The 19,276-nt window shown below is 59.0% G+C and carries 23 protein-coding genes and 1 tRNA gene; 3 read left to right on the forward strand and 21 right to left on the reverse strand.

Going from position 1 to position 19,276, the window contains the following annotated elements; genetic code table 11:
• Positions 1–169 precede the first annotated feature (169 nt).
• Both BMZ57_RS22680 and BMZ57_RS22685 read left to right on the forward strand, forming a co-directional pair.
• Positions 170–382 carry a cold-shock protein gene (locus tag BMZ57_RS22680; RefSeq protein WP_003365337.1) on the forward strand — a complete coding sequence of 71 codons (213 nt, stop codon included), beginning with the start codon at positions 170–172 and terminating at the stop codon, positions 380–382.
• Positions 383–477: 95 nt separating this feature from the next.
• Positions 478–966, forward strand: coding sequence for an RDD family protein (locus BMZ57_RS22685; RefSeq protein ID WP_010208122.1), 489 nt, complete (start codon positions 478–480; stop codon positions 964–966).
• A 72-nt stretch (positions 967–1,038) separates the two neighbouring features.
• Here BMZ57_RS22685 and nadA read toward each other — a convergent pair whose 3' ends face one another.
• The 20 genes from nadA to BMZ57_RS22785 form a co-directional block, all read right to left on the reverse strand.
• Positions 1,039–2,097, reverse strand: a complete 1,059-nt coding sequence (gene nadA / locus BMZ57_RS22690; protein ID WP_010208121.1) for a quinolinate synthase NadA — start codon at positions 2,095–2,097, stop codon at positions 1,039–1,041.
• 236 nt (positions 2,098–2,333) lie between these two features.
• Complete coding sequence (locus BMZ57_RS22695) at positions 2,334–3,908, reverse strand: lactate dehydrogenase (RefSeq protein ID WP_226994528.1); 1,575 nt, start codon at positions 3,906–3,908, stop codon at positions 2,334–2,336.
• Positions 3,909–4,258: 350 nt separating this feature from the next.
• Positions 4,259–4,334: transfer RNA gene (locus BMZ57_RS22700), tRNA-Lys, on the reverse strand.
• Between the two features lie 63 nt (positions 4,335–4,397).
• Positions 4,398–5,072 (reverse strand): 7-cyano-7-deazaguanine synthase QueC, encoded by a 675-nt coding sequence (gene queC / locus BMZ57_RS22705; RefSeq protein WP_029529046.1) that lies wholly within the window; start codon positions 5,070–5,072, stop codon positions 4,398–4,400.
• A 16-nt stretch (positions 5,073–5,088) separates the two neighbouring features.
• Positions 5,089–5,736: a 7-carboxy-7-deazaguanine synthase QueE gene (gene queE, locus BMZ57_RS22710; RefSeq protein ID WP_010208116.1), complete on the reverse strand. Its 648-nt coding sequence runs from the start codon at positions 5,734–5,736 to the stop codon at positions 5,089–5,091.
• Between the two features lie 164 nt (positions 5,737–5,900).
• Entirely contained in the window at positions 5,901–6,734 is an 834-nt protein-coding gene (gene ybgF, locus BMZ57_RS22715) for a tol-pal system protein YbgF (RefSeq protein ID WP_021491236.1), read from the reverse strand.
• A gap of 6 nt (positions 6,735–6,740) precedes the next feature.
• Positions 6,741–7,241: a peptidoglycan-associated lipoprotein Pal gene (pal, locus tag BMZ57_RS22720; RefSeq protein ID WP_003209827.1), complete on the reverse strand. Its 501-nt coding sequence runs from the start codon at positions 7,239–7,241 to the stop codon at positions 6,741–6,743.
• 55 nt (positions 7,242–7,296) lie between these two features.
• Entirely contained in the window at positions 7,297–8,577 is a 1,281-nt protein-coding gene (gene tolB, locus BMZ57_RS22725; RefSeq protein ID WP_032864323.1) for a Tol-Pal system beta propeller repeat protein TolB, read from the reverse strand.
• Between the two features lie 17 nt (positions 8,578–8,594).
• Entirely contained in the window at positions 8,595–9,668 is a 1,074-nt protein-coding gene (tolA, locus tag BMZ57_RS22730) for a cell envelope integrity protein TolA (protein WP_010208113.1), read from the reverse strand.
• Positions 9,668–10,120: a protein TolR gene (tolR, locus tag BMZ57_RS22735; protein ID WP_161634127.1), complete on the reverse strand. Its 453-nt coding sequence runs from the start codon at positions 10,118–10,120 to the stop codon at positions 9,668–9,670. The genes tolA and tolR overlap by 1 nt, the downstream gene beginning before the upstream one ends.
• Before the next feature lie 23 nt (positions 10,121–10,143).
• Complete coding sequence (tolQ, locus tag BMZ57_RS22740) at positions 10,144–10,839, reverse strand: protein TolQ (protein WP_010208111.1); 696 nt, start codon at positions 10,837–10,839, stop codon at positions 10,144–10,146.
• A 1-nt stretch (position 10,840) separates the two neighbouring features.
• Entirely contained in the window at positions 10,841–11,296 is a 456-nt protein-coding gene (ybgC, locus tag BMZ57_RS22745) for a tol-pal system-associated acyl-CoA thioesterase (protein ID WP_010208110.1), read from the reverse strand.
• A 139-nt stretch (positions 11,297–11,435) separates the two neighbouring features.
• Positions 11,436–12,494 carry a Holliday junction branch migration DNA helicase RuvB gene (gene ruvB, locus BMZ57_RS22750; RefSeq protein WP_003193867.1) on the reverse strand — a complete coding sequence of 353 codons (1,059 nt, stop codon included), beginning with the start codon at positions 12,492–12,494 and terminating at the stop codon, positions 11,436–11,438.
• Positions 12,495–13,106, reverse strand: coding sequence for a Holliday junction branch migration protein RuvA (gene ruvA / locus BMZ57_RS22755; RefSeq protein ID WP_003193868.1), 612 nt, complete (start codon positions 13,104–13,106; stop codon positions 12,495–12,497).
• Positions 13,107–13,173: 67 nt separating this feature from the next.
• Complete coding sequence (gene ruvC / locus BMZ57_RS22760; RefSeq protein ID WP_010208108.1) at positions 13,174–13,698, reverse strand: crossover junction endodeoxyribonuclease RuvC; 525 nt, start codon at positions 13,696–13,698, stop codon at positions 13,174–13,176.
• A gap of 142 nt (positions 13,699–13,840) precedes the next feature.
• The gene (locus BMZ57_RS22765) at positions 13,841–14,587 is read right to left on the reverse strand and encodes a YebC/PmpR family DNA-binding transcriptional regulator (RefSeq protein ID WP_010208107.1); all 747 of its coding nucleotides are present in this window, start codon (positions 14,585–14,587) and stop codon (positions 13,841–13,843) included.
• Positions 14,588–14,722: 135 nt separating this feature from the next.
• On the reverse strand, positions 14,723–16,498 hold the full coding sequence (aspS, locus tag BMZ57_RS22770) for an aspartate--tRNA ligase (protein WP_021491234.1): 1,776 nt from the start codon (positions 16,496–16,498) through the stop codon (positions 14,723–14,725).
• Positions 16,499–16,605: 107 nt separating this feature from the next.
• The gene (locus BMZ57_RS22775) at positions 16,606–16,827 is read right to left on the reverse strand and encodes an FmdB family zinc ribbon protein (protein ID WP_010208103.1); all 222 of its coding nucleotides are present in this window, start codon (positions 16,825–16,827) and stop codon (positions 16,606–16,608) included.
• A 168-nt stretch (positions 16,828–16,995) separates the two neighbouring features.
• Positions 16,996–17,328 (reverse strand): ribbon-helix-helix domain-containing protein, encoded by a 333-nt coding sequence (locus tag BMZ57_RS22780; RefSeq protein ID WP_010208100.1) that lies wholly within the window; start codon positions 17,326–17,328, stop codon positions 16,996–16,998.
• 180 nt (positions 17,329–17,508) lie between these two features.
• The gene (locus BMZ57_RS22785) at positions 17,509–17,982 is read right to left on the reverse strand and encodes a Dps family protein (RefSeq protein WP_010208097.1); all 474 of its coding nucleotides are present in this window, start codon (positions 17,980–17,982) and stop codon (positions 17,509–17,511) included.
• A gap of 415 nt (positions 17,983–18,397) precedes the next feature.
• Between BMZ57_RS22785 and BMZ57_RS30020 the strand changes: the two genes are divergently transcribed.
• Positions 18,398–19,000, forward strand: a complete 603-nt coding sequence (locus BMZ57_RS30020; protein WP_010208095.1) for a cold-shock protein — start codon at positions 18,398–18,400, stop codon at positions 18,998–19,000.
• Between the two features lie 69 nt (positions 19,001–19,069).
• On the opposite strand, the gene BMZ57_RS22795 is transcribed toward BMZ57_RS30020, so the two are convergent.
• Positions 19,070–19,276, reverse strand: coding sequence for a SlyX family protein (locus tag BMZ57_RS22795; RefSeq protein ID WP_010208093.1), 207 nt, complete (start codon positions 19,274–19,276; stop codon positions 19,070–19,072).

Consider the following 19,276-nt stretch of genomic DNA (forward strand, 5'->3'; position numbering starts at 1 on the left):
GAGTTTGCCCACTGTGTTTGCATGGGTCGCTTGGAACCTGGACCTGGGCAGTAGCTGAAGTAGTTGTGCTACAACCCGTTCGACGTCTCTTACTTTCCTGCAACCCAGCCCAGTACTCTTTCATGCGAAAGGGGCTGTCATTAATTTTTAGCGTCAAGGAAATAAGAAAATGGCTGAACGTCAGAGCGGTACCGTCAAGTGGTTTAACGACGAGAAAGGGTTTGGTTTTATCACTCCAGAAAGCGGTCCGGATCTGTTCGTGCATTTCCGCGCTATTCAGGGCAACGGCTTCAAGAGCCTGAAAGAAGGCCAGAAAGTGACATTCGTTGCTGTGCAAGGCCAAAAAGGCATGCAGGCTGACGAAGTACAAGCAGAAGGCTGATCCCTGCTGCGACAAAAAGCCCCTGATGGTGACATCAGGGGCTTTTTTATGTGCGTTTGCTCGTAAAATGGCTTTTTTCAGAAGAGAGCCCTGCCATGTCGAAACCCCTGCTGAGCCCCCAAGGCGAGTTCCCCGCCGTTGGCCTGGGCCGTCGTCTGGCAGCGATGTTCTATGACTTCCTGTTGTGCACCGCCCTGCTGATCGTCACGGCGTTCATCTACAAGCTGATCTGGATCGCGTTTGTTGGCGAGGCGAAGATGCGCACGCTCACAGAATCCGGCGCGCTGGACGGCGACCCGCTGCTGTCGACGATTCTGTTGTTTGTGCTGTTTGGCTTCTTCGCCAAGTTCTGGACCCATTCCGGGCAGACCCTGGGCATGCAGGTGTGGGGCGTGCGCGTACAGAATGCCGATGGCTCAAGGATCAGCCTGTGGCAGGCGCTGTTGCGCTTTGTGGTGTCGATTGCGTCGTGGTTGTGCGTGGGGCTGGGGTTTATCTGGTCGCTGGTTGATAAGCGCAAACGCAGCTGGCATGACATCTATTCGGATACGCAACTGGTGCGGATCCCCAAGCAGAAAAAGTAATTGCCGACGACACAGATCAACTGTGGGCGCTGGCTTGCCAACTCCCACAGTTTGACCGTGTTCACAACGGGGTCAGGCGTTGCCGCCGAGCTTGAGACGTGCGGCCTGGGTGAAATCGAGCATTCGTTTGAGCGGGCGCACTGCATGCGGGATTACCGACGGCTCGACGAAGATCTCATTACTACCCTCGCGCAGGCACTGCAGCGTGCGTTCCAGCGTGTTCATCGCCATCCATGGGCAATGCGCGCAACTGCGGCACGCCGCGCCATTGCCAGCGGTAGGCGCTTCGATAAAGACCTTGTCCGGGCACAGCTGCTGCATCTTGTAGAAAATGCCGCGGTCGGTGGCGACGATGAAAGTCTTGTTCGGCAGGCGCTGAGCGGCGGCAATCAATTGGCTGGTCGAACCTACAGCGTCTGCCAATTCGATCACCGATGTCGGCGACTCGGGGTGCACCAGGATCGCGGCATCCGGGTACAGCGCCTTCATGTCTTCAAGCTGCTTGGACTTGAACTCTTCGTGGACGATGCAGGCACCGTCCCACAGCAGCATATCGGCACCGGTCTGACGCTGGATGTAGGTCCCCAGGTGCTTGTCAGGGCCCCAGATAATCGTCTCGCCGTTGTCCATCAGGCTTTCGACGATTTCCAGCGCGCAACTCGACGTCACCACCCAATCCGCCCGGGCTTTGACCGCCGCCGAGGTGTTGGCATACACCACCACGGTGCGCTCGGGATGCTGGTCGCAGAACGCCGAAAACTCCTCCACCGGGCAACCCAGGTCCAGGGAACACGTGGCTTCCAGGGTGGGCATGAGGATGCGTTTTTCGGGGGTGAGGATCTTGGCGGTCTCGCCCATGAAACGCACGCCAGCGACCAGGACGGTCTTGGCCGGGTGAGCGGCGCCGAAACGGGCCATTTCCAGGGAGTCGGAAACGCAGCCGCCGGTTTCTTCGGCCAGGGCCTGAATCACCGGATCACAGTAGAAGTGGGCAACCAGCACCGCGTCTTGAGCCTTGAGCTCGGCGGCGATGGCGGTACGCAGGCTCGCCTCTTCCTCGGCGCTGAGGGCCTTGGGCTGCTTGGCGTCGAGATGGGCTTGAACCAGAAGGCGTTCGGAAATTTGCGTCATGTTCGCAAGACCTGCAGGCGCAGTTGCGCGAAAGTCGAGTGTACCACCGGCTCTGGAGCCCTTCGGGCGCCGCCGGACGAAGTGATGGTGTTCATCAAGCACGGGTTAAGGTGAAGCTGCGCAAGGCTACAGAATATCCAAGGGTTTCAAAAGCCTAATCTGGTATTCGCCCGCCTGTTTGCCGGGCAAAAAAAGGGAGACCCCGGGGCTGGGGTCTCCCTTTTTCGCTCCCGGTATCAGCGCACCAATGCGGACGGCTCTTGCTGAAGCATCACCGAATCATGCATGTTCGCCAACGCATCCTTCAACGTGGACTCTTCCAACGCGTCCTTGGACTTCTTGCTGGCGTTGGCCGCGTATTCAAGCAGCACCAGGTAGTCGCGCTTGACCGCAGCCTGCGTCGGCACGTAGGTCTCGTCCACCAGCTTGCCCATCACATACTTTTGCGTACGGGTGTTCTGGCTGGCCTCTTGCGATACCGAGGCATGGGTCAGCAGGCCATCCTTGTACGACAGATTGGCAGAACTGCTGGCCTTGTCCTGCACCTGCACGTAGAGATAGTTCTGTGACTCGGCGGTGCCGTCCAAAGCAGGCGCCTTACCGCCCTTGAGGCTCTTGTGGAAGCTCGCGGAGAGGCTCGACTGCTGGTCCTGGCTGACACTGCGGTCCAGCGCGGTACTTCCACCAACACGGGTCTTTTGCGACACCTCATAGGCAAAGCTGTCGACCTCGGAGGGGCGCATCGGGTTGGGCGAATCAGACGCCTGCTTGATCGACGCCTTGAAGTCAGCCAGGCCAGTGAGCAACCCCTGGTCGGTCGGGTTGCGCGTCAGCGCCTCTGGCAAAGAAACGCCCTGTGGATAATGACTGTTCATGGCGCTGAAGGCGTCCTTGAACATCGCCATCAACTCCGGCTTGGCGCTGCCGCGCGTCTGTGCCCGATCGAACTGGGTGAGGTAGCTTTGCAGGGCCTTGGCCTGCTGCTTGGCGTTGCCGAGGATAGCGGTGTTTTTCAGATCGACCGCCAGGTTCAACTCACCGAGCGGACCACTCATGCGGGTGGTGCGGCTTTGACTGTCGGCGTGAAAGGCCAGGCTCAGGTCCTGACCGTCCAGGGATTTGAGCTTGGCGCTGAGGTCGACCGAGGCCAGCAACGTGGAATCAAACTGCGTCAGCTGACTCAGGTCGAGCTTCGGCGGCGTTGCGGTCAACCCATCCACGGCGGCCTGGAAAGCGCTGCCCAGCTTGCCAACAGCCGTGAGCTCCTCATCGCTCAAGGTGCCCCCCTCCACTGTCGCCTTCACCCCCAGGCCGTCGGTCTGGCTAGAGAGGCTGAAGGTCACGGTCTTGCCGCTGGCGGTCTTGATGCTGAGGCTGATCAGGTTGTCGGCCTTGGAGTGCAGCAGGCTCTGATCAACCCTGATTTCACCCGCGTTCGCCGCGCGGTCGGCACTCGCGAACATCACCGACTGGGAAATCCCTCCACCGCCCTTGGCGAACTGCGCAACCAGACCGGCGCCCAGGCCACTGAAACGATTGGCCGTCGATTGCGAATTGAAGTTGGCATTGAGGGACTTGCTGAGCGCATCCTGACGGTCGCTTTCCCAGGCGCGGACGGTCTCTTGACCCGGCAACTGCCCGCGACGGGAATAGGTGTCGGAAAGCGTATCGGAGACGACGTTGCCCAGGCTGACGACTGAAGATGGCCTCTTCAGGCTGACTTCAACGTTGTGCGTCAGGGTTGCCGCCGGCGTTTCCGTTGGCCGGGCGATAAGCGTGTTGGCGGTGCTGATAGGCGAAAGCGTAGTCATGACGATCCCTGTCTTGAACTGGATAATGTTCAATTTAACCAAGACTTCGATCGATTGACAGCACGCTGACAACAAAGAGCCATGCCAGAAGTTGCGTGGTGAGCCGATACCCCGCGCCGATGGCGGGGGGACCAGGTGTCATGCGAGTGCTGTTGCTCGGTGATCGAGCCCAGTCCACCACGTTGAGCGGTGAGATCGGACACGCCATCGTGGCGCCTGGCTATGGATCGGCTACAAAAAAGCCCCAGGCACTAGGTATGCCTGGGGCTTTCTCTGTATTCAAACAGGCAAAAAAAAACCCGGAAATCCTCACTTGCGTGGGCCTTCCGGATTTTCTAAACCGCCAAAAATGGTGGGTCGTGTGGGATTCGAACCTACGACCAATTGGTTAAAAGCCAACTGCTCTACCAACTGAGCTAACGACCCGCTGTGTGGTGGCGCGTATAATACTGATTTCTAAGGATTATTCAACACCTTATTTTAAATAAATCAGAAATAACGCGTTGGGTCAGTAATTCCGGCGGCTTGGAAGCCTTCTGCACGCAGTCGGCAGCTGTCGCATTTCCCACAAGCACGGCCGTCATCGTCTGCCTGATAGCAGGAAACAGTCAGCGAATAATCGACGCCAAGTCCTACACCAGCCTTCACGATATCGGCCTTGCTCAGGTTTTGCAGCGGCGCCAGGATGCGGAAGCCCTGCCCTTCTACACCGGCCTTGGTCGCCAGGTTGGCCATGCGTTCGAACGACTCGACGAACTCGGGGCGGCAGTCTGGGTAACCGGAGTAGTCCACCGCGTTGACGCCGATAAAGATGTCGCGAGCATTGAGCACTTCCGCCCAGCCCAGGGCCAGGGACAGGAACACCGTGTTACGGGCCGGCACGTAAGTCACCGGAATGCCTTCGCCGGGCGTTTCCGGTACATCGATGCTGCTGTCGGTCAGCGCGGAGCCGCCGATGCCGTTGAGGTTAAGGCCAATCACTTTATGCTCGACCACGCCCATCTCACGGGCGACACGGGCAGCGGCGTTCAGCTCGGCGCGGTGACGCTGGCCGTAGTCGAAGCTCATGGTGTAGCAGCTGTAGCCTTGCGCCTGGGCCATAGCCACCACGGTGGCGGAGTCGAGGCCGCCGGACAGCAGGATTACCGCGCGTTTTTGATCCAGTGTTTGTTCAGTCATGTCAGCGTCCTGGCTCGTCGTTCCAAAGGTATTTATGCAACTGCAATTGCAGGCGCACCGGTAGATTGTCCGCAACCACCCAATCGGCGAGGTCACGTGCGTTCAAGTCATGGTGACTTGGCGAGAACAGTACTTCGCCTGCGCGGCGGTCCAGCCCGTATTGAATCAGCTTGGAGTTCGCCCAGTCGTAGTCGTCGCGGGAACAGATGACGAACTTGACCTGGTCGTTGGCCGTGAGCAGCTCGATGTTCTCGTAGCGGTTACGATGCGCTTCCTTGGAGTCGGGGGTCTTGAGGTCGACCACGCGGCTTACGCGGGGGTCAACGGCAGAGATGTCCAGGGCGCCACTGGTCTCCAGGGAAACCTCGTAGCCGGCATCACACAGCTGCTTGAGCAACGGGATGGCATTGGGCTGGGCCAGCGGTTCGCCGCCGGTCACGCAGACGTAACGCGGCTTGTAGCCGGCAACCTGCTCCAGGATGTCATCGAGAGTACGCACCGTGCCGCCACTGAAGGCGTAGGCGCTGTCGCAGTATTGGCAACGCAGGGGGCAACCGGTCAGGCGCACAAAGACTGTGGGCAGGCCGGCCGTTCGCGTTTCACCCTGCAACGAGTAAAAGACTTCGGTAATACGTAATGTGTCTTGCATAGTCGCCACGGGCGTAACAGCTAAACAGGCTGTCCGCCTCCGTCAGGCACTTTAAGGGACCCCGCCAACGCGTAGACCCCGAAAAGCGTGTTTCATAAAAGGGCGTGGATTCTAACGAAAAAACCCGCGCCAGGCGCGGGTTTCTTCTCAACGGGCTGCATCGCTTACAAGCGCTGCAAATCCCGTTGGGCCAACTGGGCAGCGGAAGTCCCCGGATACTGGGCCACAACCTGCTGCAGAATGCCTTTGACCTTGTCGGTATGACCCAGGCGGCGTTCTACGTCAGCGAGTTTGTACAGCGAGTCCGGCACCTTGGCGTGCTTGGGATACAGCTGGCTGACCTTGGCAAATGCCTGGCCCGCGCCCTGCAGATCACCCTTGGCCAGGTTCACTTCGCCCAACCAGTATTGGGCGTTGCCCGCGTACTGGCTGTTTGGGTATTTGCGCAGGAAAGCGGTAAATGCCTGGCTGGCCTTATCGAAATCCTTGGCTTTGATCAGGTCGAAGGCTGCATCGTAATACAGCTTTTCTTTCGCCGGATCACCCGGTTCGCTGCTCGCGGCAGGGGCTTGGCTGGCAGCCGCCCCTGCTGCTGCACCACCGGCAGCAGCGCTTGGCGCGCCACCGGCAGAAGAATTATCAGGAGTTGCGGCAGGTTGAACGCCGGCTCCAATGCGTCGATCAAGATCCTGGTAACGCTCCAGGCCTTCTTGCTTCAGCTGGTTCACTTGGTTCTGCAGTACTTCAATGGCGCCTTGTTGCTGCGCGATTTGATCCTGCATGCGTTGCAGCTGGTTGAACAGTTCGCCCTGTGCCGAGGGAGCGGACGTAGCCGCTCCCCCCGCATAGGCGCCGTTCGTGCCATAACCCGCTGGCGGATAACTGCTCCCGCTATTGTTATAGCCAGAGTTGCTATCTTCCACAGGAACCGCAGCCCACACCGCAAGCGGCGCGAGGCTGAGAGCCAATACAGTTAGAGCACGACGGCACGTTCGCATGACGAATTACTTACGCAGTTCGACGCGACGGTTTTGAGCCCAGGACTGCTCGTCGTGGCCAGTAGCAACTGGACGCTCTTTACCGTAGGAAACCAGTTCCAGTTGGCCTGGAGCAACACCTTGCAGTACCAGGTAGCGCTGAACGGCTTTCGCACGACGCTCGCCCAGTGCCATGTTGTACTCACGAGTACCACGTTCGTCAGTGTTACCTTCCAGAACAACGCGAGCGCCGTTAGCTTTCAGGTCCTTCGCGTGAACGTCCAGAGCGCGCATGGCTTCTGGCTTCAGGTCCGAACTGTCGTATTCGAAGTAGAAAGTGGTGATAGCGCGCAGAGCAGCTTCTTCGCTCAGGGAGCCGTCAACCGCACCAGTGTTAGCGCCGTAACCAGCGTTTGGATCAACAGCTGCGCCTTCACCGGCATTGTCGCCGCCTTTAGACGAGCAACCAACGGCTACGGACAGAGCCAGAGCCAGAGCAGCAAACTTACCAAACTTCAGCATTTCCATCGTGAAACTCCTAATGAACCCCAGTGTGTTAAGCAAATCTTTTTGTAGCGCCGCGTCAGTTCAGGTAAGGGGACCAGGATGGTTCTCTGACTTCGCCTTGTGCGGTAGGAAGTGGGAGCCTTACGCGTCCATTAATGGACACGAGCATCAAGACTCCCCGGCCCTGCTGGCGGGTGGCGTAGATTACCATGGTGCCGTTGGGCGCAACAGTGGCTGACTCATCAAGGTTGGTATCTGTGAGGATTTTTACGGTGCCACGCTGCAAATCCTGGGCCGCAACCCGGAAATTAGTGAAACCATCCTGACGGTGAATCATCACCAACGTCTTTTCATCTGCCGACAGTTTAGGGTTGGCGTTGTAGTTACCGATGAAAGTAACGCGCTCTGCACCACCACCATTCACATTCGCCTTGTAGACCTGAGGCTTGCCGCCCCGATCAGAGGTGAAGTAGATGGTCGAACCATCCTTGCCCCAGAACGGCTCGGTGTTGATGCCAGGGCCACTGGTTACGCGGGAGATCTGGCGCGAAGCCATGTTCATCACGTAGATGTCCGGGTTGCCATCCTTGGACAGCACGAATGCCAGGCGCGAGCCATCCGGCGACCAGGCCGGTGCACCGTTGAGGCCTTCGAAGTTGGTGATCTGCTCACGACGGCCAGTATCGATGTGCTGGACGAAGATACGCGGACGCTTCTGTTCGAAGGACACATAGGCAATACGCTTGCCGTCCGGCGCGAAGCGCGGCGACAGGATGGGCTCACGGGATTGCAGCAAGGTCACAGCCCGTGCACCGTCGTAGTCCGAACGCTGCAAAGTGTAACGAGTGTTGTCTACGGAGAAACGTTCAGCCGTTACGTACAGCAGACGCGTCGAGAAAGCACCCTTGATACCGGTGAGCTTCTCAAACGACTGGTCCGAAATGTAGTGGGCCATGTCGCGGATCTGCTCGGCAGTACCCGACACGCTACCGGTCAGCACTTGCTGCTCGGTCGCCACGTTGAACAAGGTGTAGGTGATTTGCAGACGACCACCGGCCGGCGTGATGTTGCCGACCATCAGGTACTGTGCGCCCACCGCTTTCCAGTCACGGAACACGACTTCGCTGGCCTGGTTCGGCTGGCTGATCATGTTGCCTTTTGGAATCGGTGCGTAGTAGCCGGAGTTGCGCAGGTCGTCGCTGACGATCTGGGCCATGTCGTCCGGCAGCACGCTGCCGCCCTGCCAGCCGAACGGTACTACCGCGATCGGGGTGGCCCGATCGCTACCGCTGGTAACCAGAATGTTCTTTTCATCCGCCGCCGCTATCCCTGCCATACAGCAAATAACGACAAGCATTCCTCGAAGAAGGTTTCTCACAAGGCTAGATCCTCAGGTGTGAATGTCATCTTGAATGAACGATAGGGAGCGAAGTCGCTTGGTTTCATTCCCTGCATCTCGGTCAACCGGCCAATGTTCTTGACCGCGGCAACCGCCGAACTGTCGAACGAACCGTCACCACTGGACTTGGACACGCTGACCGAAGTCACCGTACCGTCCGGCAACATGCCGATCTGCAGCACTACTGTCATGCCTTTGCGTGCCGAAGGTGGACGTGTCCAACCCTCTGCTGCGCGCGCCCGAATCAGGTCGTCGAAACTGCCCGCGACTTCATCGCCACGTTCATCGGCCAAGGCTTGCTGACGCTGCGGCGTATCGGAGAGCAAGTCTGCCAAGGCCTGGGCCTTTTTCTCTTCGGCGGATTTGCGCGCTGCTTCCTGGGCCTTTTTCTTGCTGGCATCGGCGGCAGCTTTCTTCTTCGCGTCGTCGGCGACTTTTTTCTTCGCCTCGTCTGCTTCAGCTTTTTTCTTGGCGTCTTCGGCGGCTTTCTTCTTCGCGTCTTCGACTATTTTCTTCTTGGCGTCTTCAGCGGCCTTTTTCTTGGCCTCTTCTTCAGCCGCTTTTTTGGCTTCTTCTTCAGACTTCTTCTTGGCTATATCAGCCAATTGTTTCTCTTCGGCCTTTTTGGCTTCGGCAGCTTTCTCGGCTTTCTTGGCTTCATCGGCCTTTTTCGCCTCGTCCGCTTTCTTAGCTTCATCAGCCTTTTTCGATTCCTCGGCCTTTTGAGCCGCCTCTTCTTTCTTTTGTTCCGCAGCAGCCTTCACCGCTTCCTGCTCGACCTTCTTCTGTTCCATCTGTTCGACTTCAGTCTGGCGCGCGGCCGACTTCTGGGCCTCACCCGCAATCTTCTGATTGGTCTGGGTGGTGGCCTGACTTTTCGATTTCAGCTGATACAGGGTCGCCTGCACGATCGGCTTGGCTGGCGGCAGGTCCGGGGTCATGGCAAAGCTGACGAACAGCATGCCAAACACCAGGACGTGCAGGGCAATTGCCCAGACGCTAGGCCAGAAGTAGCTTTCCGAGGCGGACGGCTCTCGCTGTTGCTGCATCAGGGCGCCTCGGTAATCAAGCCAACGTTGCCCACGCCGGCCTTTTGCAGCCCGCCCATGGCGCCCATGACGGAGCCGTAGTCGACCGCCTTGTCACCGCGGATGAAGACCTGGGTGTGCTTGCCGCCTTCATTGCCGGAGCGAATGATCTTGGTCACCGCGTCGGTCATCGCCGGCAAGGTCAAGGCCTTGTCCTGTTGCTTCTGCGTGTCGACTTCGCTGCCAAGGTTCCAGTAATAGGTCTTGTCGGACTTGATCGAAATGGTCAGCACCTGGGTGTTGTTGTCCTGGGGCAAGGCTTCGCTGGAAACCTTGGGCAGGTCAACCTTCACACCCTGGTTGAGCATCGGCGCGGTCACCATGAAGATAACCAGCAGCACCAGCATCACGTCGATGTAAGGCACTACGTTCATCTCGGCGACCGGCTTGCGCTTGGTTCGAGCTCGAGTGATTAAAGCCATCGTGAGATACCTGCTTATTCTTCGCTGGTGTGCACTTTACGGTGCAGGATCGCCTGGAATTCATCGGCGAAGGTGTAGTAACGGCCAATCAGGTTCTCGCCGCGAGCAGCAAAACGGTTGTAGGCGATGACGGCCGGGATCGCAGCGAACAGGCCGATCGCGGTGGCGATCAGGGCTTCGGCGATACCCGGGGCCACGGTGGCCAGCGTCGCTTGCTGGGCCTGGGCCAGGCCGCGGAAGGAGTTCATGATGCCCCATACGGTACCGAACAGGCCGATGTACGGGCTGACTGAACCCACGGTGGCGAGGAACGGCAAGCTTTGCTCAAGCTTCTCTTCTTCACGGGAAATGGCGACGCGCATGGCACGGGCCACGCCTTCCATCACAGCTTCCGGGTCAACGCCTGGCTGCTGGCGCAGACGGGAGAATTCCTTGAAGCCGGCGCGGAAGATCTGCTCGACGCCCGAATCCGGGTCCGGGTTGCTGCCCGCCTGACGGTACAGCTTGGACAGGTCGATACCCGACCAGAAGCGCTCTTCAAAGCTCTCCAGGGCACGTCGACCAGCACGCAGCAGGTTGCTGCGCTGAAAAATCATGACCCAAGAGGTAACCGATGCGGCTACCAGGGTCAGCATGACCAGTTGAACCACGACACTGGCATTGCTGACCAGGCTCCACATGGAGGAATGGTCGACGACGGTAGGTTCCACGCTAAATCTCCTGCTTTGATTGTTTACCCGCGCCGCTTACGTCGGCAAAGGCCGAACGTAGAGCTTCGGGAATGGCCCGGGGTTTCAAACTATTGGTGCGCACACAAGCCACCAGGAACTGCCCCTCACAGAGCAGCGTTGCATCCGTTGCCCGCCTGACCTGCTGCTTGAAACGCAGGCTGACACGGTTCAATTCGATTACTTCAGCGCTGACCAACAACTCGTCGTCCAGCCGCGCCGGCGCGTGATACCGCGCCTCGCTGGAATGCACGACGAATAACAGGTCCTCCCCTGCCAGCTGGGATTGGGCAAAGCCCAGCTCCCGTAGCCGCTCGGTTCGAGCCCGCTCCATGAACTTGAGGTAGTTGACGTAATACACGATGCCGCCGGCATCGGTGTCCTCGTAATAAACGCGACAGCGATGTGCGAACGACTGATCCCCGTTTTGCGCGCGCATACTCTAGTGCTTACTCCTCAGGTTGCCAATCCGGCTGGGCAACTGTTTTTTCGTTGTCTGAAACTTTTCTACTGACTGAATGACGACACCAGCCACTAGGACAGCACAAACCTAGGATAAATCGTCTGGCGTGAAGCTTTTAATCGTCCACTGCATCGAGGAATTCGTCTACTACAGGCATTTCGCCCAATCGTGACGGAATGTTTAACCCGAAGTGCAGATAGGCGTGGCGCGTGACGACTCGCCCCCTCGGGGTACGCATGATGTAACCCTGCTGGATCAGATACGGTTCCAGCACATCCTCGATGGTATGGCGCTCCTCACTGATGGCCGCCGCCAGGCTATCGACCCCCACCGGCCCTCCGTCGAACTTCTCGATCATGGTCAAGAGTAGACGCCGATCCTGGTGATCGAAGCCATGCTCATCCACATCCAAAAGGTTCAAGGCCAGGTCGGCCACGGCCTTGGTGATATGTCCCTTGGCCCGCACCTCGGCAAAGTCGCGCACGCGACGCAGCAAACGGTTGGCAATACGTGGCGTACCGCGGGCCCGGCGGGCGATTTCAAACGCGCCCTCAGGGTCCAGCGGCAAACCGAGAATACTGGCCGAACGGCTGACGATGGTCGCAAGGTCCGCAGTGCTATAGAACTCTAGACGTTGAACAATGCCGAAACGGTCTCGCAGCGGGTTGGTCAACATGCCCGCGCGGGTGGTGGCGCCCACCAGCGTGAACGGTGGCAGGTCGAGCTTGATAGACCGGGCCGCAGGCCCTTCACCGATCATGATGTCGAGCTGGAAGTCCTCCATTGCCGGGTACAACACTTCCTCGACGATCGGCGAGAGTCGGTGGATCTCGTCAATAAACAGCACATCGTGGGGTTCAAGGTTGGTCAGCAACGCCGCCAGATCACCCGGACGCTCCAGCACCGGGCCGGAGGTGGACTTGATCGACACGCCCATTTCCTGGGCGATGATATTGGCCAGCGTCGTTTTACCCAACCCCGGCGGACCGAAGATCAGCGTGTGGTCCAGGGACTCACTGCGCCCGCGCGCAGCCTGGATGAACAACTCCATCTGCTCGCGCACGGTGGGCTGGCCGATGTATTCGGCCAGGCTCAGGGGGCGGATAGCGCGGTCCTGGACCTCTTCACGGTCGCGCGGGCCAGTGGCTGCAATCAGACGATCAGCTTCAATCACTTAAATCATTCCCTTCAGGGCGCGGCGGATCATGTCTTCGGCACTCAGGTTCTTGTCCTTGATAGCCGACACCGCCTTGCTGGCTTCCTGCGGCTTGTAGCCCAAGGAAATCAGCGCGTTGACGGCATCGCTTTCGGCGCTGGCGACCTGCGCCGCCGGCATATCCGGCTGGTTTGGCACCAGGGCAAACATGCTCGGCACCACTTCCCAAGCCTTGAAGCGGTCCTTGAGCTCCACCAGCAGGCGCTCAGCGGTCTTCTTGCCGACGCCCGGCACCTTGGTCAGCGCGGAGGTGTCCTGGGCCGAAACGGCGCGCACCAGTTCATCCACTTCCAGGCTCGACATCAAGGCCAGGGCCAGTTTCGGGCCCACCCCGTTGAGGCGGATCAGTTCACGGAAGAAGTCGCGGTCGCGCTTGCCGATGAAACCATAGAGTAGTTGTGCGTCTTCGCGCACCACCAGGTGGGTGTGCAGGGTAATCGGCTCACCGACCGACGGTAGGCGATACAGGGTGGTCATGGGCACTTCCAGCTCATACCCCAGCCCATTCACATCCAGAATCAGGTGCGGCGGCTGTTTCTCAGCCAGGGTGCCGCGCAAGCGTCCAATCACGGTTCAGATCCTTAAAGCTTGGGGTCAGATCAAGGCCTGACCGGAAATTACGATTGCGCTGATGCTATCAGAGACGCAGGCGCCCGCCACGACTGCGTGCCGTACCCAGGCCATGGGGCAGCAGACTGGAGCGGGTGTGGGCATGGCAAATGGCGATGGCCAGGGCGTCGGAGGCGTCGATCTGCGGTTTTGAGGTGAGCTTGAGCATGTGCATGACCATCATCTGCACCTGCTCTTTATTGGCTGCGCCGGTACCGACAACCGCCTGTTTGACCTGGGTCGCGGTGTATTCGGCGATCTCCATGCCCTCCTCGGCACCCGCCACGATCGCAGCACCACGGGCCTGGCCAAGCTTCAATGCCGAGTCGGCATTCTTGGCCATGAACACCTTTTCGATGCCCATGGTAACCGGGCCATAGGTCTGGATGACTTCGCGTACGCCGCGATAGACGATCTGCAAGCGGTCGGCCAATTCACCCGCGCCGGTGCGGATGCAGCCCGAGGCGACGTAGACACAGCCGCGCGGGGTCTGTTGCACCACGCCAAAACCGGTAATGCGCGAACCGGGGTCGATACCTAGGATTAAAGTCATAACGCCTGCAGTTCTGTGGATACACATAGATCCAATGTGGGAGCGGGCTTGCTCGCGAATACGGTGTGTCAGTCACCTGATGCATCGACTGAAAGTCCGCTTTCGCGAGCAAGCCCGCTCCCACACTGGATTTTCATCGTTCTTAGGTGAGCTGTTCGGCCACTTCTTCCGGGATGTCGGCGTTGGAATACACGTTTTGCACATCATCCAGGTCTTCAAGCATATCCAGCATCTTCAGCACTTTCTGCGCACCGTCCAGGTCCAGTTCGGCACTGGTGGTCGGCAGCATCACGATTTCCGCGTCGGTGCCTTTGAAACCCGCCGCTTCCAGCGCGTTGCGCACGGCATAGAAACCAGCAAACGAAGTGAACACGTCAATGGAGCCATCTTCGTTAGTCACTACGTCGTCGGCATCCGCCTCCATGGCGGCTTCCATCAGCGCGTCTTCATCGGTGCCTGGGGCGAAGGTGATCTGCCCTTTGCGCTCGAACAGGTAAGCCACCGAACCGTCGGTGCCGAGGTTGCCACCGCACTTGCTGAACGCATGGCGCACGGCTGCCGCGGTGCGGTTGCGGTTGTCGGTCATGCACTCGACCATCACCGCCACGCCGCCCGGGCCGTAGCCTTCGTAGCTCAGCTCGACCATGTCGTCGGTATCGGCAGCACCGGCGCCACGGGCCACGGCGCGATCGATGATGTCGCGGCTCATGTTGGCGCCAAGGGCCTTGTCCAGCGCCAGACGCAGACGCGGGTTGGAGCCTGGATCACCCCCGCCCTGCCGGGCGGCGACGGTCAGCTCGCGGATCCACTTGGTGAAGATCTTGCCTTTCTTGGCATCCTGACGCTCTTTGCGGTGCTTGATGTTCGCCCACTTGGAATGGCCAGCCATAACACAACTCCGAAATTCTGTAGAAACCTTGATCAACCCCGCCCTGGGCGGGAGGTAGTCCTTTAACGCAAAGGCGCATCCGAAGATGCGCCTTTTTAGACTGCGTAAACCTCAGTGCGCTTTCGCGCAGCAGCCTTACTCAGCCTTCGGCGTCTCGCGCAGGCGGATGTGCAGCTCGCGCAGTGCCTTGGCATCCACCACACCTGGAGCCTGGGTCATGACGTCCGCAGCGCTCTGGGTTTTCGGGAAGGCGATCACTTCACGGATCGACTGGGCGCCGGTCATCAGCATCACCAGACGGTCCAGGCCGAACGCCAGGCCACCGTGCGGCGGCGCGCCGTATTTCAGGGCGTCGAGCAGGAAGCCGAACTTCTCTTCCTGTTCCGCTTCGTTGATGCCCAACAGGCGGAATACCGCTTGTTGCATCTCCTTGCGGTGGATACGGATCGAACCGCCACCCAACTCGGTGCCGTTGAGCACCATGTCGTAGGCGCGGGACAGAGCGCCAGCCGGGTTGGCTTCCAGCTCAGCCGGGGAGCACTTCGGCGCGGTGAACGGGTGGTGCAAGGCGCTGAAGCTGCCGTCGTCGTTCTCTTCGAACATCGGGAAGTCAACGACCCACATCGGGGCCCACTCACAGGTCAGCAGGTTCAGGTCGTGACCCAGCTTGATCCGCAGCGCGCCCAGGGCCTCGCTGACGATCTTGGCCTTGTCGGCGCCGAAGAACACGATGTCGCCGTCGACTGCACCGACGCGGTCGAGGATCGCGTTCAGGTTGTCGAGTGGAATGTTTTTAACGATCGGTGATTGCAGGCCATCAACACCGTTGGCGCGCTCGTTGACCTTGATGTACGCCAGGCCTTTGGCACCGTAGATGCCGACGAACTTGGTGTAGTCGTCGATCTGCTTGCGCGGCATGCTCGCGCCGCCAGGCACGCGCAGGGCGGCGATGCGGCATTTCGGATCGTTGGCCGGGCCGCTGAATACCTTGAAGTCGACTTCTTTGAGCTGGTCGGCCACGTCCACCAGTTCCAGCGGGTTACGCAGGTCGGGTTTGTCGGAACCGTAGCGGCGCATGGCTTCTTCGAAGGTCATGTGCGGGAAGTCGCCGAACTCCAGGTCCAGCACTTCCTTGAACAGGTTGCGGATCATCTGCTCGGTCAGGCCCATGATCTCTTTTTCATCGAGGAAGCTGGTCTCGATGTCGATCTGGGTGAATTCCGGCTGGCGGTCGGCGCGCAGGTCTTCGTCACGGAAGCATTTGGCGATCTGGTAGTAACGGTCGAAGCCGGCCACCATCAGCAGTTGCTTGAACAACTGCGGCGATTGCGGCAGGGCGAAGAACGAACCGGCGTGGGTACGGCTCGGCACCAGGTAGTCACGCGCGCCTTCAGGGGTGGCCCGGGTCAGGATCGGCGTTTCAACGTCCAGGAAGCCGTTTTCGTCGAGGAAGCGGCGGATGCTGGTGGTCATGCGCGAGCGCAGGCGCAGCTTTTCGGCCATTTCCGGACGACGCAGGTCCAGGAAGCGGTAGCGCAGGCGGGTTTCTTCGCCCACGTCGGAGTATTCGTTGAGTGGGAACGGCGGGGTTTCCGATTCGTTCAGCACTTCCAACTCATAGCCCAGCACTTCGATGCCGCCGGACGCCATGTTCTTGTTCACGGCACCGGCCGGACGCAGGCGTACCTTGCCGGTGATCTTCACGACGTATTCGCTGCGCACGCGGTCGGCAGCGGCGAAGCTTTCGGCACGATCCGGGTCGAACACCACCTGGGCCAGACCATCACGATCACGGATGTCGAGGAAGATCACCCCGCCGTGGTCGCGGCGACGGTGAACCCATCCGCAAAGGGTGATTTCCTGACCTTCCAGGGTCTCGTTCAGTTGGCCGCAATAGTGGCTGCGCATCATGGTAGTGGTTTCACTTCTCGTAATTCGAAATTCGGTGGAGGCTTGCCTCGTCACCGTACATTAAAGCAGGGGACGGATAATGCAGGAGCCTGCGCGTAGAGTTCAACTCAGTCTGCTTTGTCGCCGCCCGCCAGGTTCTTCTTCGAGCCGGTCTTGAAATCGGTCTCGTACCAGCCGCTGCCGCTCAGGCGGAAGCCTGGCATGGACAACATTTTCTTGAGCTCCGGCGCTTGGCAGGCCGGGCAATCGACCAGCGGCGCGGCGCTGATCTTCTGAATGGCTTCCAACTGATGACCACAGGAAGCACATTGATAGTCGTACATGGGCATGGCGATGTCTCGGCGATCAGAACGTTACTGCGCCACGCCTGCTACGAGATAACCCCGGCACGCGCAGCAAAGCGCGGGATTATATCTGGTAAATCGAGGCAGCGCAGCCGGCTTTCTGCCCAGGGGCCACCCCCACCTTGAAGAAGGGCCGACCCCGAAGCCGGGTGATTACGACGCTTCAACACGCTCTTTCAGGGCGTGAACCACACACACCACCCTGACCAACCCACTGAAGTTCTTCACGCCGCCATGACGCAAGTGCACTTCCCGATCCACATAAGACAACAACGCACTGACTGAGCAGGCGTTGATCCTGGCGATTTCCGTGAGGATATTCCAATAGATCTGCTCCAGCCGCAGGCACGTGGAAAACCCATTGAGCCTCACCGACCGGGACAATGGCTTGGCCAATCCCATGTCGAACCCTTTTACAAAGGGGTCGACCTTTACCTTATGAAAACCACCGTTTTCCATGACTCCATTACCCACTCCGCGTGACATACACCTGACACTCCATTGCCAAACAGCCGCCCATGGGTTGTCCCATTGGGCAATGGCCTTATCAAACAGCAGGCAGAGTGCAGCAGCCAGAAGACGCGACGTTGATAGGCGTAGGACAACGCCAGGAAATGCGTGGAAACAAGCGAGCGGCGCCGGGAAGGCGCCGCCCAGGGCAGTGGTTTACTGACTTTCGAGGAGGGAACGCAGCATCCACGCCGTTTTCTCGTGAACCTGCATGCGCTGGGTCAACAGGTCGGCCGTCGGCTCATCGCTGACCTTGTCGAGCAGCGGGAAGATGCCGCGCGCAGTCCGAGTGACCGCCTCCTGGCCTTCTACCAGTTGCTTGATCATGTCTTCAGCACTCGGCACGCCTTCTTCTTCCTTGATGGAAGAAAGACGGGCGTAGATGGAGTAGGCACCTGGTGCCGGGAAACCCAACGCACGGATACGCTCGGCAATGGAGTCCACAGCCAACGCCAGCTCGTTGTACTGCTCTTCGAACATCAAGTGCAGCGTGCGGAACATCGGCCCCGTGACGTTCCAATGGAAGTTATGGGTCTTCAGGTACAGTACATAGGTATCGGAAAGCAGTCGCGAAAGCCCATCGACGATGGATTTACGATCTTCTTCACTGATACCGATATCGATTGCCATGTTTATCCCCTTCAATTGACAAGCATTCATTGATCAGGTGCAGGACCACTCTAGCAAGTGTGCCGTGGATCCGCAGCCCGGCGCGGCAATTCGCCCCGCCTTGGCCTGCCAACACGACACAATCCAAGCCTTCGGTCCACGCGGAAAATGTCCGAACAGGCCGTTTGAAAAGCCCCCACGTGTCTAGGACAAGCGTTTGACGCAGAAATGCCGTCGTCCTTGCAACAGCCCGAAATGCTTGATTTGAGTAGGCACAGCCTTTGCTGTTAAATAGGCTGCGTGTCGTCGCCGTTACTTTCTGCGGCAGCGACATAGGCTGATACCCCGCGCACGTGCCCAACGCCTCCCATTGTTCAGAAGCGAACCGTGCCAGTCAGCTCTTCCTTGTGATCCGTCTTAACGTGAGTTAATCAAAATGTTGAAAATCGTCCACCTGCTAACGGGCGTTGCAGCTTTGCTGCTGTCCTTTATCCCGAGCCTGCAGCCTGAAAGCCTGCCGTATCTGGAACAAAACGACGCTCTGTACCTGGCCTTGTTCGGCCTTCTTAACCTGACGCTGGCACCGGTGATCCCTTACTGGAACAAAGGCACGCGTCATCAACTGCAAAACCTGGTCAGCGCGCTGCTGGTGCTGACTGTTGTCGTACAAACCCTCACCCTCCTGGCACCTATGCCTGAAGTCGGTGGCCACCCGGCCATCCTGCTCAGCCTGGTGATTGCTGTGGTCGCCATTGTTCTTCACCTGGCCATCAGCTTCTACCGTTCGTCCCCTGCGGCCTCGTCGCAAACCTACGACATGACCAATCGGGATACCGGTACCGTCAAGTGGTTCAACACGTCCAAAGGCTTCGGCTTTATTTCCCGCGATTCGGGCGACGATATCTTCGTCCACTTCCGGGCTATTCGCGGCGAAGGCCATCGTGTCCTGGTGGAAGGCCAGCGCGTGGAGTTTTCCGTCATGAATCGCGACAAAGGCCTGCAGGCTGAAGACGTGATCGCTGCACTGCCGCGTCGCTGATACCCGCCTTCGCAGCAAAAAAAACCGCGATCCAGCTCAGCTGGGTCGCGGTTTTTTTATGCATGCCTATTAATAGTGAGGCGGCGGCGCTTCTTCTTCGGACGTTTCGAACTGACCGCCCATTTCTTCCTGGCGCTTGAGCAGCGCGGTCATCTGCAGTTGCAGGCGCTCGACGGCCCGCTGCTGGGTGACAAGGATGTCATTGAGGGTCTCGATGGTGTCGTCCTGGAAAGCCAGGCGGCTTTCCAGATCGTTGACGCGGTCTTGCAGATCCAT

The organism is Pseudomonas simiae, assembly GCF_900111895.1.
GTDB lineage: Bacteria > Pseudomonadota > Gammaproteobacteria > Pseudomonadales > Pseudomonadaceae > Aquipseudomonas > Aquipseudomonas simiae.

Excerpts from the sequence above, each read along its gene's own strand:
- BMZ57_RS22680 (WP_003365337.1), top strand. The coding sequence starts at position 170 with ATGGCTGAACGTCAGAGCGGTACCGTCAAGTGGTTTAACGACGAGAAA.
- BMZ57_RS22685 (WP_010208122.1), top strand. The coding sequence starts at position 478 with ATGTCGAAACCCCTGCTGAGCCCCCAAGGCGAGTTCCCCGCCGTTGGC.
- nadA (WP_010208121.1), bottom strand. The coding sequence starts at position 2,097 with ATGACGCAAATTTCCGAACGCCTTCTGGTTCAAGCCCATCTCGACGCC.
- BMZ57_RS22695 (WP_226994528.1), bottom strand. The coding sequence starts at position 3,908 with ATGACTACGCTTTCGCCTATCAGCACCGCCAACACGCTTATCGCCCGG.
- queE (WP_010208116.1), bottom strand. The coding sequence starts at position 5,736 with ATGCAAGACACATTACGTATTACCGAAGTCTTTTACTCGTTGCAGGGT.
- ybgF (WP_021491236.1), bottom strand. The coding sequence starts at position 6,734 with ATGCGAACGTGCCGTCGTGCTCTAACTGTATTGGCTCTCAGCCTCGCG.
- pal (WP_003209827.1), bottom strand. The coding sequence starts at position 7,241 with ATGGAAATGCTGAAGTTTGGTAAGTTTGCTGCTCTGGCTCTGGCTCTG.
- tolB (WP_032864323.1), bottom strand. The coding sequence starts at position 8,577 with ATGCTTGTCGTTATTTGCTGTATGGCAGGGATAGCGGCGGCGGATGAA.
- tolA (WP_010208113.1), bottom strand. The coding sequence starts at position 9,668 with ATGCAGCAACAGCGAGAGCCGTCCGCCTCGGAAAGCTACTTCTGGCCT.
- ybgC (WP_010208110.1), bottom strand. The coding sequence starts at position 11,296 with ATGCGCGCGCAAAACGGGGATCAGTCGTTCGCACATCGCTGTCGCGTT.
- ruvC (WP_010208108.1), bottom strand. The coding sequence starts at position 13,698 with ATGACTTTAATCCTAGGTATCGACCCCGGTTCGCGCATTACCGGTTTT.
- BMZ57_RS22765 (WP_010208107.1), bottom strand. The coding sequence starts at position 14,587 with ATGGCTGGCCATTCCAAGTGGGCGAACATCAAGCACCGCAAAGAGCGT.
- aspS (WP_021491234.1), bottom strand. The coding sequence starts at position 16,498 with ATGATGCGCAGCCACTATTGCGGCCAACTGAACGAGACCCTGGAAGGT.
- BMZ57_RS22775 (WP_010208103.1), bottom strand. The coding sequence starts at position 16,827 with ATGCCCATGTACGACTATCAATGTGCTTCCTGTGGTCATCAGTTGGAA.
- BMZ57_RS22780 (WP_010208100.1), bottom strand. The coding sequence starts at position 17,328 with ATGTCACGCGGAGTGGGTAATGGAGTCATGGAAAACGGTGGTTTTCAT.
- BMZ57_RS22785 (WP_010208097.1), bottom strand. The coding sequence starts at position 17,982 with ATGGCAATCGATATCGGTATCAGTGAAGAAGATCGTAAATCCATCGTC.
- BMZ57_RS30020 (WP_010208095.1), top strand. The coding sequence starts at position 18,398 with ATGTTGAAAATCGTCCACCTGCTAACGGGCGTTGCAGCTTTGCTGCTG.
- BMZ57_RS22795 (WP_010208093.1), bottom strand. The coding sequence starts at position 19,276 with ATGGATCTGCAAGACCGCGTCAACGATCTGGAAAGCCGCCTGGCTTTC.